The sequence below is a fragment of the Acinetobacter sp. WC-141 genome (assembly GCF_000313935.1).
Lineage (GTDB): Bacteria > Pseudomonadota > Gammaproteobacteria > Pseudomonadales > Moraxellaceae > Acinetobacter.
In genome coordinates this window covers 43201-58307 of the sequence record NZ_AMSS01000052.1, presented here as the reverse complement: position 1 = coordinate 58307, position 15107 = coordinate 43201, and the positions used below count along the sequence as shown (strand labels likewise).

Annotated in this window: 15 protein-coding genes and 1 pseudogene; 8 read left to right on the top strand and 8 right to left on the bottom strand. The window is 34.3% G+C overall.

Features of this window, described 5'->3' with window-relative positions; genetic code table 11:
• Window positions 1–9: 9 nt before the first annotated feature.
• Together ACINWC141_RS10885 and ACINWC141_RS10880 are read right to left on the bottom strand one after the other, a co-directional pair.
• Window positions 10–1047 (bottom strand): putative 2-aminoethylphosphonate ABC transporter substrate-binding protein, encoded by a 1038-nt coding sequence (locus ACINWC141_RS10885; protein ID WP_009391053.1) that lies wholly within the window; start codon window positions 1045–1047, stop codon window positions 10–12.
• A gap of 91 nt (window positions 1048–1138) precedes the next feature.
• The gene (locus ACINWC141_RS10880) at window positions 1139–1861 is read right to left on the bottom strand and encodes a UTRA domain-containing protein (RefSeq protein WP_000434318.1); all 723 of its coding nucleotides are present in this window, start codon (window positions 1859–1861) and stop codon (window positions 1139–1141) included.
• Window positions 1862–3063: 1202 nt separating this feature from the next.
• Between ACINWC141_RS10880 and alr the strand changes: the two genes are divergently transcribed.
• Window positions 3064–4356 (top strand): alanine racemase, encoded by a 1293-nt coding sequence (gene alr, locus ACINWC141_RS10875; protein WP_009391093.1) that lies wholly within the window; start codon window positions 3064–3066, stop codon window positions 4354–4356.
• Between the two features lie 125 nt (window positions 4357–4481).
• Here alr and pobA read toward each other — a convergent pair whose 3' ends face one another.
• Window positions 4482–5696, bottom strand: a complete 1215-nt coding sequence (gene pobA, locus ACINWC141_RS10870) for a 4-hydroxybenzoate 3-monooxygenase (protein WP_009391123.1) — start codon at window positions 5694–5696, stop codon at window positions 4482–4484.
• Window positions 5697–5836: 140 nt separating this feature from the next.
• On the opposite strand from pobA, the gene pobR reads away from it, so the two are divergent.
• On the top strand, window positions 5837–6652 hold the full coding sequence (gene pobR, locus ACINWC141_RS10865; protein ID WP_009391073.1) for an IclR family transcriptional regulator PobR: 816 nt from the start codon (window positions 5837–5839) through the stop codon (window positions 6650–6652).
• A gap of 56 nt (window positions 6653–6708) precedes the next feature.
• Here the strand turns inward: pobR and ACINWC141_RS10860 are convergent, their stop codons facing one another.
• Window positions 6709–7305, bottom strand: coding sequence for an NAD(P)H-dependent oxidoreductase (locus ACINWC141_RS10860; protein ID WP_009391130.1), 597 nt, complete (start codon window positions 7303–7305; stop codon window positions 6709–6711).
• A 98-nt stretch (window positions 7306–7403) separates the two neighbouring features.
• On the opposite strand from ACINWC141_RS10860, the gene ACINWC141_RS10855 reads away from it, so the two are divergent.
• Window positions 7404–8315 carry a LysR family transcriptional regulator gene (locus tag ACINWC141_RS10855; protein WP_009391149.1) on the top strand — a complete coding sequence of 304 codons (912 nt, stop codon included), beginning with the start codon at window positions 7404–7406 and terminating at the stop codon, window positions 8313–8315.
• 58 nt (window positions 8316–8373) lie between these two features.
• Here the strand turns inward: ACINWC141_RS10855 and ACINWC141_RS10850 are convergent, their stop codons facing one another.
• The 3 genes from ACINWC141_RS10850 to ACINWC141_RS10840 all read right to left on the bottom strand — a co-directional run bounded on the left by ACINWC141_RS10850 (window position 8374) and on the right by ACINWC141_RS10840 (window position 10027).
• Window positions 8374–8724, bottom strand: coding sequence for a carboxymuconolactone decarboxylase family protein (locus tag ACINWC141_RS10850; protein WP_034678353.1), 351 nt, complete (start codon window positions 8722–8724; stop codon window positions 8374–8376).
• A 9-nt stretch (window positions 8725–8733) separates the two neighbouring features.
• A complete protein-coding gene (locus tag ACINWC141_RS10845) occupies window positions 8734–9366 on the bottom strand; it encodes a glutathione S-transferase family protein (protein WP_009391029.1) in 633 nt (210 codons plus the stop codon).
• A 103-nt stretch (window positions 9367–9469) separates the two neighbouring features.
• Complete coding sequence (locus ACINWC141_RS10840) at window positions 9470–10027, bottom strand: TetR/AcrR family transcriptional regulator (RefSeq protein ID WP_034678351.1); 558 nt, start codon at window positions 10025–10027, stop codon at window positions 9470–9472.
• Between the two features lie 772 nt (window positions 10028–10799).
• On the opposite strand from ACINWC141_RS10840, the gene ACINWC141_RS10830 reads away from it, so the two are divergent.
• The 5 genes and pseudogenes from ACINWC141_RS10830 to ACINWC141_RS19620 all read left to right on the top strand — a co-directional run.
• Window positions 10800–11555: a UCP032817 domain-containing protein gene (locus ACINWC141_RS10830; RefSeq protein WP_009390983.1), complete on the top strand. Its 756-nt coding sequence runs from the start codon at window positions 10800–10802 to the stop codon at window positions 11553–11555.
• Window positions 11556–11613: 58 nt separating this feature from the next.
• On the top strand, window positions 11614–13245 hold the full coding sequence (locus tag ACINWC141_RS10825; RefSeq protein ID WP_009391043.1) for an ATP-binding cassette domain-containing protein: 1632 nt from the start codon (window positions 11614–11616) through the stop codon (window positions 13243–13245).
• 1 nt (window position 13246) lies between these two features.
• The gene (locus ACINWC141_RS10820; RefSeq protein WP_009391062.1) at window positions 13247–14146 is read left to right on the top strand and encodes a JmjC domain-containing protein; all 900 of its coding nucleotides are present in this window, start codon (window positions 13247–13249) and stop codon (window positions 14144–14146) included.
• Window positions 14147–14148: 2 nt separating this feature from the next.
• Window positions 14149–14496: a hypothetical protein gene (locus ACINWC141_RS10815; protein ID WP_034678349.1), complete on the top strand. Its 348-nt coding sequence runs from the start codon at window positions 14149–14151 to the stop codon at window positions 14494–14496.
• Window positions 14497–14591: 95 nt separating this feature from the next.
• Window positions 14592–14705: pseudogene (locus ACINWC141_RS19620) on the top strand (histidine phosphatase family protein); the annotation flags it as partial.
• A gap of 8 nt (window positions 14706–14713) precedes the next feature.
• On the opposite strand, the gene ACINWC141_RS10810 reads toward ACINWC141_RS19620, so the two are convergent.
• On the bottom strand, window positions 14714–15088 hold the full coding sequence (locus ACINWC141_RS10810) for a PaaI family thioesterase (RefSeq protein WP_000450280.1): 375 nt from the start codon (window positions 15086–15088) through the stop codon (window positions 14714–14716).
• Between the last annotated feature and the right edge of the window lie 19 nt (window positions 15089–15107).

The window sequence follows — 15107 nt, the reverse complement described above, 5'->3', positions numbered from 1 at the left end:
TCCACAAGATCACTTTTCAAAACGCTTTGACCATTCAGCCAAAATACGTTCACGCTGCTCGGCTGACCAATAAAAATCATTTTTTACGAGCATTTGAGGAAGATTTTTCGGGAAGCTCATCGTCGTATTTTCAATGCCTTTATAGGCCACCATTGAAAAGTTATGGGCATAGGCTTCATTTGCCGCTTTGCTTACCGACCAATTTATAAATTTCTGTGCACTACTTAGCTTCTTCGTTCCTTTTACAATTGCTGAGGCTTCCATTTCCCAGCCTAAACCTTCAGTTGGATAAACCACTTCTAAAGGTGCACCTTCTGCTTTTAATTTAAATGCCGGATAACCGAAAGAAACTCCAATTGGAATTTCACCCTGTGCTGCCATCTTGCAAGGTTTTGAACCCGAGTGAGGATATTGTGAAATGTTTTTATTTAAAGCCTGCATATAGTCCCACGCCTGCTTTTCATCCCAAATTTGCATCCAAGCCGTAACATCTAAATACCCTGTTCCGCTCGAAGCTGGATTTGGCATCACAATTAAGCTTTTATAAATTGGATTGGTTAAATCTTTCCAAGTTTTTGGAACCGGTAATTTACGTTTTTCTAATTCGACTTTATTCACACAAATTGCAGATTCCCATGCATCCATACCTGTCCAAGTCGGAACAGTTTTTTGGCTCACAAATTCTGGTTTTAAATTTTGGATGCCTTCAGGTTTAAAAGGCTCGAGCATGTCTTTTTTTTCCATGACCAGCAAACTGGTTAAAGCCACACCAAAAACTACATCCGCTTGTGGGTTTTTCTGCTCTGCCAAAAGTTTAGCGGTAATCACACCAGTTGAATCACGTACCCATTTTACTTTTAGCTCTGGATAGGCTTTATGCAATTCTTCTTGGTATTGCTTAAGTTGGTCGGCTTCCACTGCCGTATAGACTGTAATTTCTTCTGATCGTTTTGATGTTGCTGATGAACATCCCATTTGCATAGCGACTACTACACCTAAAACTGATGTAGTACCGAGTTTAATTGTCTGTTGAACATACTGTTTCATCTGCAAACCATCGAATGCAATTATTTGATGATCGTATTTCAACAGTTTTATATGACAGTTTAATTAATCTGGTTTAAACCAGATTTAATTTTTATGCTCGCGCTTCGAAATGTAAATCTAAAACATCATGTAGCCAATATTCTTGGTCAACATCGGTAATCACACCCTCTTCATTTCTGTTGCTACGGCAAATATATAGGCCGAGTGCGCCCACATTCACATGTAGTGCTTTGGCCTGCTGTTCCGATAAAGCGGTTGGATACAGGTTAATATCGGCTCTAGTGATATGGCAGTTATATTGATTTGCCATCAGTAAAGTAATGGATTGCTTGAGATCATGAGTTAAAAACTCAGGGAAAAGCTCGGCATTTACCCGTAAATGTTCCACTAAAACAGGTCGACCATTAATACAACGACGTCGCCAAACTGAATAAATCGGATGCCCTTTTTCAACTTTTAAATGTTTGGCATCCCAAGACGTAGCTTGCGTAAGTTCACTCGAAATCACTTCTGTAGAAGGTTCATAGCCTTGTTCAATTACAAATTGATTAAAGTTTTTAGTCGATTGCGGATGATAAATAATACGAGGAGAGCGAACATACCAACCACGGCGGTCTAATCGATAAATCAAACCATCAGTTTCCAAAGCCAGCAAAGCTTCACGTGCAGCAACACGAGTGGTTTGAAATTGTTCCGAAAGCACTCTTTCCGATGGGAGTTTTGCGTGGGCTTCTAATACACCAGATTCAATATCATGGGCAATTGCATCGCGAATAGGAATATATTTAGGTATGCGTGCTTGGTCCTGTTCCATACAAACTTAGAATTTATAAATAAAGAAATTAATAGCAATATACTGAAAAAATGTGACAAAAGCTTTTATTAATGCTGATCTTTTAAGCAATCTATGACCTATTCCCCGCGTTTTTTCAATTCAGCTTGTTCATAAAAAATAGTGTGTGCACGTGTAAATCGGCATGGCATCGCCATTACATCCTATCTATTGAGACACTTATTTAAGATAAAAATTCATATTTCTGTACTGACTCTTACATAGGAATTGAGAGTTTGCCCCATCACTCAATATATCTTCCTATATTACTAGCTCGTAGAATTAAAATAATATGATCAAAAACAGCTCACACTTTCCTGAGCAATTAAAAAAACATAGCCCTCACCTTATATTTAAAAAGTCTTAATATAAAATTATTCATTTAATAAAAACTAATATATTAGTAAAATTTCTTAATTTTGAAATAAGCACAGGATTTCGATTTAACTATAATTTCAAATCACAAATTGAATTAAAAAAATAAGATAAGACACACCAGACGATTTATTATACAAAAATTACAACCACCCTCCCAAGGTTAAATATTATCCAACTATTTATTCAAACTAATTAATATTTCACTTATAAAATTTAAATTAATTTATTAAAAACTATTAAATATGACATTAGATGCTTAAAAATTAACACAACATAATCCATAATTTTTAAAGAACTTTAACCAATAATAAATAAACTTATGAAAAATATAGTAATTTTAATTTTTATACTCTATTAAATAGAATTATGGATATTTATTCACCCAATTTTTTATATTTTACCAACTGATAAAAAATATAATCCAATATATTTAAAAAAATAAAAAAACCTTTTTTAATAATAAAGTTAATTTTTTACCAAAGGTTATATTTTAAAAATTTTTATTAAAAACATCACTATCAAATAGATTAAAAAAATAACATTCAAAAAAATATAACCACTTTTCTTCTTGTTTTTTTTACAAATGTATATTTAGATTTAATTAAGATTATTTTAAATCACGCTTACTTTTTTAATGTGGATTAAGCAAAATTAAATTTTACTTAATGCTGACTATAATATTTTAAGGAGAAAGTATTATTACGATCAAATTGTGTGACACTTTAAATCAATTATATATCTGTACTTAACCATAAAAATCCACCCAGCGTTAAATCATATTCAGCCAGGAAAGATTAAAAAAACTTATGAAACTTAAAACAAAATTTTCTCATCTCGCTTATAGCTGTGCATTTGTATTATTCGGTTCCATGCAATTTGCCCATGCCGCGCCTTTACTCACGCCTCACATCACAAATGAAGTCAGTCCTGCACCTACAGCCAATGCATGGATTGAAATTGATACTCAAGCCTTTGAAGATAATATTAAAAAGACAAATCAGTTACTTAGTGACAAAACACAACTTTGTGTGGTTATGAAAGCGAATGCATATGGTCATAGTATTGATCTACTTATGCCGAGCGTGATGAAATTAAATGTTTCTTGTATTGGTATTACCAGTAATGCAGAAGCGGCGATGGTGCGTAAGCATGGCTATAAAGGCAAAATTACACGTTTACGTACAGCAACCGATAGTGAAATTATCAATGCACATGCGTTAAATATTGAAGAGCTTTTGGGCAACTATGATCAAGCCGCTCGTATCTCACAATGGGCAGAAGCGAATAATGCAACTGTACATTATAGCTTGGCTTTAAATTCGGGCGGTATGGATCGTAATGGTATTGAAATGTTTTCAGCTCAAGGTAAAAAACAAGCCGTTGCGATCACCAAACTTCCCCATCTTAAAATTGACGGCATTATGACCCATTACGCGGTAGAAGATGAAAAATATGTCCGTGAGCGTCTGGCTCAATTTAATGAACAAACAGCATGGTTAATTAAAAAAGCCAAACTGAATCGTGAAGAATTAACATTACACACAGCTAATTCATTTGCTACCGTAAATGTTCCCGAATCACATTTAGATATGGTTCGTGCAGGTGCGATTATATATGGGGATTTTCCTAATCACCCTGAATTTAAACGTATGATGGCATTTAAAACACAAATTGCCGCAGTTAATAATTATCTCAAAGATTCAACTGTGGGTTATGACCAAACATATACTTTGACACGTGACTCTAGACTCGCAAACTTACCTATAGGTTATTCAGATGGCTACCGTCGTAGTTTTAGTAATAAAGCTTTTGTATTAGTAAATGGGCAAAAAGCGCCAGTGGTTGGCCGAGTATCAATGAATACTGTTATGGTGGATGTGACAGATATTCCAGAGGCTAAAGCTGGCGATGAAGTTGTATTATTTGGTCGTCAAGGCGATGCTGAAGTTAAATCTAGTGATTTAACGAGTCTTACTGGCCATATTTTGACAGAAACCTACATCCCGTGGAGTAACTCTAATCCACAAGTGATTAAGCCCCTTCAATCTCCGCAACAAGCAATGTTAAGCCAGAGTAAAGTTTCAGCAACCGCTAACTAAACTTTAGGTTAATTGATAGGTAGCCCTATATTTCTAAAAATATCAGGGCTACTTTTAGGCGGATCGCATCTCATTTGTTATATAAAAAAGAGTATTTTCATGCCCTTTTTATTTTTACCTAATTTTTAACTTGCGTGCTTAAAACGATCAATGTGCTTAATCTCATAAGGCAAACCAACATAGTTTTCAGCCAATGTGGTTTTACCCGCAATTGAACCCAATACATAACTTAGCTCTGCTTGTTTAATCTTATGATCAAACTCACTTTCAGTTTCAAAGCGATGTAATAAATGAGTCATCCACCAAGAAAAACGCTCTGCTTTCCATACGCGTTGTAGGCATTTTTCTGAGTATTCATCAATACCTTGTTCTGAGCCTTCAACATAATATTCAATGATCGCACTTGATAAGTAAGCAATATCAGAAGCAGCCAGATTTAAGCCTTTTGCTCCTGTCGGTGGAACAATATGCGCAGCATCACCTGCTAAAAATAGTTTTCCGAAGCGCATTGGCTCGGTCACAAAGCTACGTAACGGCGCGATACTTTTTTCAATAGAGGTTCCAGTCACTAGCTTTTCACGGCTTTCAGGATCTAGGCGGTTTTTTAACTCATCCCAGAACTTTTCATCTGACCAGTCTTCGACGTGATCTGTTAAAGGGACTTGTAAATAATAACGGCTACGTGTTTCTGAACGCATACTACATAAAGCGAACCCACGCTCTGACTGTACGTAAATCAATTCATCGGCTACAGGTGGAACATCTGCCAACACGCCTAACCAGCCAAATGGATAAACTTTTTCAAAGGTCTTAATTTTATCTTCAGGTACGCTGGCACGGCAGACACCATGGTAGCCATCACACCCTGCTATAAAGTCACAATCAATTTGAAAAGCTTGACCTTGGTATTCAAACTCAACTTTTGGTGCAGTGTAGAAATCTTTAATTTGTACATTTTGAGCTTCATAAAATGAAGTGAGCTGCGCTTCTTCACGGGCAGTCATTAAATCTTTAGTCACTTCTGTCTGACCATATACGGTCACTTGTTTTCCGCCCGTTAATTCTGCTAAATCAACTCGATGCTTTTCGCCATTGGTCAAAATTTCAATGCCCGAATGCGGTAATCCTTTGTCTTTTAAATTTTGGTCAACGCCTGCTTGTTTCAGTAAGTCGACCGAAACTTGCTCTAAAATTCCTGCGCGTATCCGTGAAGCCACATATTCAGCACTGCGTTGCTCAACAATAATATGATCGATTCCAGCTTTATATAAAAGTTGCCCAAGCAATAACCCTGCTGGTCCAGAACCAATAATTGCAACCTGTGTCTTTAAAATATCCATAACTTCATCCTTGTTTCATCCTGACTTTTAAATTACTGGCTTTAAGATTTGTGCACTATGTATGCAAGACGAAAATAACCGTTTATCATTTAGTTTGTCCGGATAGCGGACAGAAACAATAAAATCACAGGAATGAAAGGATGCCTTCTCTCGATGCTTTTTTAGAGCACCCGAATTCGCATGAGAAAATTCGTCAAGAAGACTACATTGCAGGATTAGCAAAAGGCTTGGCTTTACTGGAAGCTTTTGGAACAGATCGGCAACGACTCAATGTCACTCAAGTGGCCGAGCGAACCGGCATTAGCCGTACTGCGGCAAGGCGTTATCTAAAAACCTTAAAATACTTAGGCTATTTAGAAACAGATGAACATTACTTTTGGTTGACTCATCGCGTGCTACGCTTTTCAAGTTCTTATTTAAGCTCTGCCCACTTGCCTAAAGTTGCCCAATCATTTTTAAATCTTTTGTGCGCGCAGACGTCTCTGACTTTTTCGATAGTGGTTCTGGACGATAACGAGGTCGTGCCGATTGCCCGTAGCTATTTGCCACAGCAAGATAATTTGCGCGTCAGCCCTTATGGTATGCATTTAGGAAACAGACTGCCTGCACATGCCACTTCTACGGGTAAAGTTTTACTGGCAGCACTACCCGAAGAAGCCCAACATACATGGGTCAAAACTTACGGTTTAAAGCGCCTAACTCCATTTACGATAGTAGATGAGTCAAAGTTTTTTGAAGTGCTTAAAGGTATTTCATTATCGGATTATTGTCTTTCCAAAGAAGAACATGAGCTTGGTGTGATTGCGATTGCAGTGCCTGTTTTTAATGCACAAGGTCAAGCCATTGCAGCGCTTAACTGCATGTCTCAAACCAACCGTGTGCAAGAAGATTATTTGGTTCAGCAAATTTTGCCATTGCTACGCAACACGGCAAATGAACTTAGAAATGTGATTTAAATAGACTTAGAAACTCTTGTTATCAATTAGAGGTACAAGAGTTTCAGCTCATGATTTTAAATGGCGTACTCTTTGACTTGCTGGCTTGCCAGATCTAAAGCGTTGCTGCGATAAGCTTGCATGTCTAGACCTTCTGCATAAATAAAATCGACTTCATGAATACCCATCAGCCCTAACACAGCTTTGAGATAAGGAGTTACTGCCTCAGTTTCTTGGCCGACATGAATACCGCCCCGACTACTTACCACTACCGCTTTTACCCCTTCAACCAAACCTTGAGGATAAGTTTCGGTGTAGCAGAATGTTTGTCTTGCTCGTGCCACCAAATCAAACCAGTTTTTGAGTTGAGTCGGCACATTTAAGTTGTACATCGGCGCGCCTATCACCAACAAATCGGCACTTTTTAATTCATCAATTAATTCGTCAGACAAAGCAACGATTTGTTGAATGTTTTGATTGTTATTTTCAGTACCACGGAGCGCCTGAAAAATTTCAATATCTAATACGGGTAGATTCATTTCAGCTAGATTGCGTATGGTAATGTCATCTTGCAAACCTTGGTCTTTACGGTGTTCAAGCATGACATCGATTAGGCAATTGGTTTGAGAACCCTCACCCATAATGCTGGATTTTAATACCAATATTTTAGCCATGACCATCTCCACGTTTTCGATGAAGCCATATTAACTCTACAATAAATTCAACAGTGGTGATATTATTTCTTATCATTGGTTCCTTTCAGGCAACAATCATGCAACATGAGCTAAGTGCAATTTCTATATTTGTGACTGTGGTTGAAGCTGGAAGTTTTGTAAGAGCTGCCGAGCAATTGCATTTAACCCGCTCAGCCATTAGTAAAAATATTGCTCGGCTGGAAGATCAGCTTGGTGTTGCTTTATTTAAAAGAACAACACGTTCTCTCAGTATGACTGACGAAGGGGCTTTGTTTTATGAACATAGCCGCCGAGCGTTAAGTGAAATACAAAATGCGGCAGCTTTATTAGACCAAAGGAAAATTAACGCAACAGGCCGGTTAAGAATGTCTGTGCCAGTTCTGTTCGGGCAACTCTTTGCTGCTCCGTTCATGGTTAAATTTGCTCAGCAACATGCGGACTTACAGCTAGAAATTTCATTTAATGATCGGACTGTAGACTTGGTCGAAGAAGGTTTCGATTTATGCATCCGAATCGGGGCATTGCCCGACACCACTCAACTCGTTGCCAAACCGATTGGTGAGCATCGAATGCTACTTTGTGCCTCACCTGACTATTTAAATAAAGCAGATCCATTAGAAAATATTGAAGACTTAGACCGCCACGCCACGATTGCCGATCCGCATTTTGGTCAAATAAAAAAATGGCAGCTTCAACAGGAAAATGACGAGCCTTTATTTATTAAACCGAAAGCAAAACTCCTTTTTAATGACTTGCAAGCCATTAAAAATGCAGCACTTGCTGGCGCAGGTATTGCTTGGCTGCCCGATTGGCTTATTCAAAATGAATTACAGGACGGTAAGCTTGTGCAAGTGTTAGACACCATGTCGAGCACTGCTTTTCCGATTCATCTGGTATGGCCTACACTGCCTTTTATGCCCCTGAAAACCCGACTTGCAATTGACTATTTGGCGCAGCATTTACCCCTTGAACTGAACAGACAAGCTTAAAATAAAAAAGGCCTCGTCCACTTGAACAAGGCTTTTTTTAATTATTCAAAGGCAACGTTTATTGCTCAGATTCAAACTCTTTAATTGCCTCTTTAGCAATTCGAAAGCTATCTACAGCAGCAGGCACGCCACAGTAAATTGCAACCTGTAAGAGTACTTCACGAATTTTCTCTTTAGGTACACCATTTCGAAGTGCACCTTTAACATGTAGTTTTAGTTCATGTGGACGATTTAAAGCTGAGATCATTGCCAAGTTAATTAAACTGCGCTCAGGTTTACTTAATTCTTCACGTCCCCAAACAGCTCCCCAGCAATATTCAGTGACTAACTCTTGAAGAGGAAGATTAAACTCATCGGCATTGTTGATTGAATTATTTACATATTCTTCACCAAGAACTTGTTTACGGATTGCATTGGTTTAGTGATGAAGATTTTGTTCTATAGACATAGCTTTTTGCCAGCTTTCTAAGCTTTCTAGACTTTTTACATATTGTTCAATATTGAGGTATTTTGATCGAATATTTAAAGAATTAATTAGGCCATAGACTACGAAACCAATCATAAAATCTGCACCCGTTAAGCTATTGCCTACTAAGAATTTTTTGCCTACTAATTGTTGATCTAAATACGAAAATACTTTATCCAACTCAGCATGCGCATATTGGTCCAAGAACTTTAATTGAGTGCCATTTTTTAACTCAATCGAATTAAAAATATTTAATAAATATGGAACCATAGCCGAACTTTCTGAAAAATGAATCCATTGTAAATAATCAAGATAACTGTCCGAATCTTTCGCAGGCATAAGTTGAGGAGCAAATTTTTCAATCAAAATTTCTACAATTGCACCTGATTCTGTAATCACTTTTCCATTGAGCTCAATCACAGGTGATTTGCCTAAAGGATGAATGTTTTTTAATTCTTGAGGTGCAAGGTTTGTAGTTTTATCTCGAAAATAACATTTTAATTCATAAGGTTGATTAATTTCTTCAAGTAACCACAGAATGCGAAATGAGCGTGAAGCATTTAAATGATGAAGAATAATAGACATTAATTTTCTCTTTTAAACTAGAAGGTCAACAAAGTAAGACCTCACTATATAGATCAATAGACGACCGGTCTAATATTTTTTGTTATCAGCCCAGCATTTTACATCACCTACCTAAACTGCATAAAAAACAATCCAACACCTTTTCCCTCTCATCGACTTGATTTGAGTCTAAAAGCTGAATAATTGCGCCTTCAATCATATATAAAAATAGTTTGGCGTCTTGAAAAGTCGCATCGGTGTTTAGTTTTATAAGCTGGCTATAGATTGCATTGATGAGCCATGTTCGATATCTCACCGCGATTTGATAGGTGTTTGGATAGTTTAGTTTCGTTTCAAAAATGGCTTTAAATAATAGAAAGTACAGCCCTTCTACATCAGTGTGTAAGAAATAAAGCTTTTTGAGTTTATCGGTCGCGTTTGTGCCTTGGTCGTACTCAGCAATTGAAATCACTTTTTCTTTTAAACGTTCTTTTTGTACGATCAGACAGATTTCAATAAACCGCTCTTTTGAATGAAAGAAGTTATAAAAAGTCGCTTTGGTAATTTCACACTCTTTCACGATTCGATCCACCCCAACCGTATGAAACCCACGGTGGTGAAATAGATCAATCGATTTATTGATGACTTGTATGGCACGTGATGAAAGCACTAACTTTGGCATAGTTTTACCGTTATAAATTCTTGTTGTTTCTAATTGAGATACTTTTTTGGGAGAAAAAAAGGCATAGCAAAGCCGTAAAGACGGTGCTTGGCACATCTCAAGTTTTATTGTTGATGCAAGTTTTTTGAGCCGTAATGACTTAAAGCCTGAAAACCTTAGGGCGTTCAAGCTGCTTTAATTTTTAAGTTGTGTCGTTATAGCTTTTGGCATTGAGAGCCAAGAAATAATGGATGTGCAAAGCCAACTCCTTTTTATTGGGAGTTCTGCCGACATTAAAATTATGGTGGCAGAACGAGAAAGGGTTCGCGGACTGGTACAACAACCAGCACACCCGAAGGTGTCCCTCTCCCGTCCTACCGCTACGGGAGGAGACGAGGAGATGCTCACACAAAATTATCCCTCAGAAAGGAATAATTCTGATGCTGTTGTAATCGGTCCGCGACGACCGTCTGGCAATGTAGGCCAGCAGGCAAAGGATAGTGCCCAACCCTATTGCAGTCAAGCACGCAAAATGCCATTTGTTTTAAATTAAATCATTAAAAAAGTAAGGCTAAATAATGAGGGAGTTATTGTTAAGTGGGGCGTTATAGAGAGGAGTCTATTAGATCTCCTTCTAATTTTATTACAATATTATTAATAACTTTTTCAAATACCCTTAAATTTGAAAAAACATATATTAATAAAAAATATAAAATTATCATAAAAAAAAATTTGAGAATTTTATTATTTTTATTATTTTATAAACTTCAAAAATAATACCAAAAGGTAAAAAATGAATACTATTATAGAACAACTTAAACCAACAAATATAAGTAGCAATGGCTTTAAAACTGCTTTAATCCATGATGACACTTATACAAAAGTAAAAGAATATAGCAATCCCCAAGTATTAGAAAAATTTAAAGATGAATGGGATTTTCCTGATGAAAATATTATAGATATTTTTAATGAGATGAAAAATTTTCTATATTTAAGTACAATCTCTCAAAAAGAAAATTTTAATATTGAGATACATGAACCATTATTAGTAATAGATAAAATGTGGCATATTTTTATGCAATTTACAGAAGATTACACTACATTTTGTAATGATTTTTTTGGTTTTTTTCTTCACCATCGACCCTTCTCTAAAACAACATTAGAAAGAACTATAGCGGCTTTAAAAACTGAAGGAAAAACATATTCAGCGGAAAAAAGAACACAACTTTCTAAACAATTGGAATTAATAGAAAAAACATTTGGGTTTGATCATGTAAAGAAATGGTATATCGATTATGCGGTAGATTATTCACCAGAAATTTTAACAGCAGCATTAAGACCTATTTTCCATGATAGTGAATCTCATATAAATCCACTTGTAGATAAAAATATTATAAATCAGATGAGCAAAAATGATCTAAAATCTACAATTATTGGAATATACTCTTCTAGTTGTTTTTGTGGAGGGGCTGGATGTGGAAGATATTGTACTTGTAACTCAAATGGTTCATCTGGCAGCGGCGGTGGCACACAGAAAATATGTATTTAATATAACGCTCCATCAGTTAATATAGTTTAATATAAAATCAACATTCCAGAGAAAAAAATTGAAAAAAATAATTCTTAACTTTATAAATCAGAACAAGGGTTATATATCACTTGTTCTTTTTTCAACTTTACTATTCTCCATAATAAATATTAGCTTTGGAGTATTAATAAAGTATATTGTTGATGGAGCATCAATAAAAGGCTCATCAATTGTATATTATGCAATTTTTTTTGTACTAATCAGATTAACAACCCCTATTTTATATGGGTTTATTGATTATGGAAGTTCAAAAATATCCGATAAATTAGATATAGAGCTTAAGGAAAAATTATACTTTAATGCCATTGAATTAGACAATATATTCCATAACAATAAAAATACAGGTGAAATATTAGGTAAAATTAATGCAGGGATATCATCTGCAAGGAATATAACAAAATCTATTTTTCAGAGTATAATTCCAGTTTTTTTAGATATATTATTTATAATTACTGTGATTTTCTTAACTTTTAATATTTTTTACTCTATTTTGGTGTTATTAGTTTTAATAATATATGCAATAGCAATTATAAGTCAAACAAATAAAAGAGTTCCCATATTACGAGAACTAGCCAATACAGAAAGAAAGACTATGGGTTTTTTTCATGATTCATTTATAAACCATGAAAGCTATAAAGTATTTGGGCAAAAGAAAAATGAAGAAAAAAGACTAAAAATTATAATAGATAATTATAAAAATATATTAAATATCAATAAATCATCATTATTTAAAATAAGCTTAACAGCTGCTTCAGTTTCAGCTTTAGGATGTATAATAATATTTTATTTTGTTACCATAGATATTTTAAAAGGTAATACAACAATTGGCAATTTTTTAATGTTAACAGTTTTTTTATTTCAATCTTTTTTACCTATAAATTCCATAGGATTTTCTTTTAGACAAATTAAAAGAGGTCTGGTAGATCTTGAAGCTATAAATGAAACTTTTTTTAAAGAAAACGAAAATATTAGAGAAATAGAACTATTAATACCAGATCATATTAAAATTCAATTAGATAACCTCACTTTACCACTTAGTGAGACTTTAGCAATCAAAAATCTATCAGGCCAATTAATAATTGAAAAAAATGAGATAACTATTCTTACAGGAGCTAGTGGAATTGGGAAAAGTTCTTTAGGAAAGCTAATTACTGGCTTGTTAAATAATTATGAAGGAACAATTCAAGTAAATAATTTTGAGTTAAAAGAAGTTAACCTTAATTTATTTAGAAAGCAAACAACATATTGTTCTCAAGACACTATTTTTTTTAATGACACTATTAAAAATAATCTATTATATGTACAACCAGACTCAAGTGAAATAGATTTAAATAATGCACTTACTATTGTTGGATTAAAAGATTTCACTAAAATTATTGATAAAAATATTGGTGAGCGTGGTTCTAAAATTTCAGGTGGAGAACGTCAAAGATTAGCATTAGCAAGATCTTTTTTAAAGGGAAGTAAATTTATTATTCTTGATGAGCCTACTACAGGATTAGATCATGAAAATAAAGAAAATTTAATAAATATATTAAACATATTAAAGGAAAAATTCTTAATTTTAGTAATAACTCATGATCCAATTTTTTCACAAGTATTCCTAAAAAATTCCTTTATTATTGAAAAAAACACAATAAAGCAGGTTTAATATGATAAATTTGATTAACTATTTAAAAGGTGAAGAGTTTAACTATCATTTCAGTCAAAAAAAACCTACTCATATAGAAAATATATTAGATCAGGAAATTCTAAGCTGGGATGATATAAATAAAATATTATCTTCCAAACATATTGATTTCCCCCAACTTAGAATAGTCAACAATAACAACTATTATTTTAATGGATTTTCTGGCTTTGTTTCAAAATCCTTAGATAACAATGGTGGAATTCATACAAAGATGAGGAAAGATATTATATATTCGATGATTAAAGATGGAGGTACTTTAGTTATTGATAGATGCCAAGAATTTATACCAAATATAAATAATATCTGTCAAATATTTCAGCAATATTTTAGATGTCCTATTAGTGCTAATTTATATTATTGCTATAAAAAAGATTCTTCAAGTTTTGGTATGCATTTTGATGATCATGATGTTATATCTATTCAATTATTTGGAGATAAAAAGTGGAGTATTTCTTCTCCAACTTTTAAGAATCCCTTACCTCATCATAAAAGTTTTCACTATGATAAACCATGCGAAAATTTCCCAGAAATTTGTATTCATAATAAAATAAATGGTTTGGTTTTTATACCAAGAGGTTATTGGCATCTTGTTGAAGCAACAAGCTCATCAAATGTACATATTTCTTTTGCTATTAATCGACCTCGTAATATTGATGCTATTAAAACAATTTTAAATAATCTAGAATTTAGAGAAAAATTCCGTGAATCTGTATCTTTAAATGATGCAAATGAACTTGATTCAATAATTAATGAAACTATAGAATATTTAAAAGGCATTGATATACAATACTTTTTAAATTCTATTAATTCATATAAAAATTTTGATGCAACTAATAAATTCGATCTATTAAATTTGAGATAACCATGTACGATTTAAAAATATATAGAAATCAATGGATTGAGGCGTATTTTCAAGGAGATACAAGTATGCTCAATTATATTGAAGCTGACGACTTTTTTGTTAATGAAAATGGGGCAATATTAACTAAAGAAATTAGGTTAAGTAGAATTAATAATTTAATGAGCGTAAAAAAATGGTGCCCAATACCCATAGAACAAGAAAATCTTGAATTTTCATATATTGATGAAAATGAATGTTTAATTAAAGGCATATTCTTCAGCAACCCTCATTATATTAATATTTTAGAGAAATGGATTATCGAAAAAAATATGTGGAAGATAAAATACTTAGTCATTAAAAGTATGAGTTGATTTTAGAATAACTCAAATCTAAAAAATTTAAGCTAACTTTTTTGAACACTTTAAAACAGTTTAATTTTTCGAAACGGAATTAATATAAGTATTTTATGATTCGACATGCTGCAAGTGAAGCCAATCTTAATAGAAAGCTCTTTTCACGTGCTTCGATTACTTTAAGTGAACAAGGGCACAAACAAGCTCAAGCTCTCTACTCAAAACTAAACACACATCACGGCGCCAGTCTGTAACACGTAGATGTAAATAAAGCGACTCTATTATTCAAACCGTCTGTTATCAGAACTTCATAATGCGCAAATTTTTTACTACTTCCGACCTTGGTTGCCGTTGCAAATAACACCCTATCTTTCGCACCGCTCATATAGCGAATATCGGCCTGTAGGCCAGTATATGGCGCATCCCCTGCATTACAAGCCATCGCAAAAGCGATATCGGCTAAAGAAAATATGACACCACCATGCACGCCGCCCAATGCATTCATGTGTTCGTCTTTCACATTAAGCTGACAACGCGCTTCATCAAAACTGCGATGCAGCACTTGAACACCCAATAGCTCTGCGAATTGATCAACCGCAGTAGTTTCCATATTTTACACAAACGTCTCC